Here is a 233-nt window from a genome sequence, read left to right as displayed (position 1 = left end):
AAGAGATCAACGAAGAAAACGTCACCGGCGTGCTCGAAGCCGCCGGCGTCGACGTCGAGGAATCCCGCGTCAAGGCGCTCGTCGCCGCGCTGGAGGACGTCGACATCGAGGAGGCCATCGAGACGGCCGCCGCGGCCCCGGCCGCCGGCGCCGCCTCGGGCGGCTCCGCGGACGCCGCGGACGCCGACGAGGCCGACGAGGGCGACGACGAGGACGAAGAGGAGGCCGCCGAG

At 73.8% G+C, this 233-nt stretch carries 1 protein-coding gene; it reads left to right on the top strand.

Annotated features, from left to right (window positions below; genetic code table 11):
* Positions 1–233, top strand: a 233-nt coding sequence (locus SM753_RS21200; protein WP_323193007.1) for a 50S ribosomal protein P1, incomplete at both ends; no start/stop codon positions are given.

Origin of the sequence: Halostella sp. PRR32 (assembly GCF_034808085.1) — an archaeon.
Classification (GTDB): Archaea; Halobacteriota; Halobacteria; order Halobacteriales; family Natronoarchaeaceae; genus Halostella; species Halostella pelagica.
Note: the sequence above shows the minus strand (reverse complement) of the source record. Positions and strands in the feature narration are given on the sequence as shown.